The sequence below is a fragment of the Shewanella sp. c952 genome (assembly GCF_019654975.1).
Lineage (GTDB): Bacteria > Pseudomonadota > Gammaproteobacteria > Enterobacterales > Shewanellaceae > Shewanella.
This window is the reverse complement of record NZ_BPEW01000103.1, coordinates 1-595: the sequence shown is the minus strand read 5'-3', so window position 1 is coordinate 595 and position 595 is coordinate 1. Positions and strand designations below refer to the sequence as shown.

General features: G+C 56.5%; 1 protein-coding gene. It reads left to right on the top strand.

Annotation, left to right across the window (positions count from 1 at the left end):
• On the top strand, positions 1-95 hold a 95-nt coding region (locus K5R16_RS22070; protein ID WP_220740555.1), incomplete at its 5' end, for a DUF520 family protein.
• Positions 96-595: the final 500 nt, after the last annotated feature.

Here is a 595-nt window from a genome sequence, read left to right as displayed (position 1 = left end):
CAGGCAAGAAGCGTGACGACTTGCAGGCCGTAATGGCGCTGGCCCGCAATGCCGAGCTGGGCCAGCCGTTCCAGTTCAATAACTTCCGCGACTAGTCGTTAATCTGCGACTTGAGCGCATCCTGAGCAGTATCGGCCCGCTTCGGCGGGCTGTTTTTTTGCACCAGCCAAATCAGCAGCAGCACGGGCAAGCCTATGATGCTGGCGCTGACAAAGAAATTCACATAGCCAAAGGCGTTGACCCAGGCGCCGGAGAAGCCGGCAATAAACTTGGGAAACAGTAACATCACCGAAGACAGCAGCGCATATTGAGTGGCGCTGTAGCCGCTGCTGGTGAGGCTGGAAAGGTAAGCGATAAAGGCTGCTGTGGCGATACCGCCGCTGAAGTTGTCCACCGAAATCGCCAGGGTCAGCAGTGGCACGTTGTAGCCCACCATGGCCTGCAGGGCGAACAACAGATTGGTGGTGGCTACCAGGAAGGCGCCGACATAGAGGATTTTTATGGTGCCGAAGCGTGCCAACAACACCCCGCCGAATGCCGAGCCCACGAGACTCCTGAGCATCTCGTATGCCGTCTTCTGCTTGAAAAAAAAAAA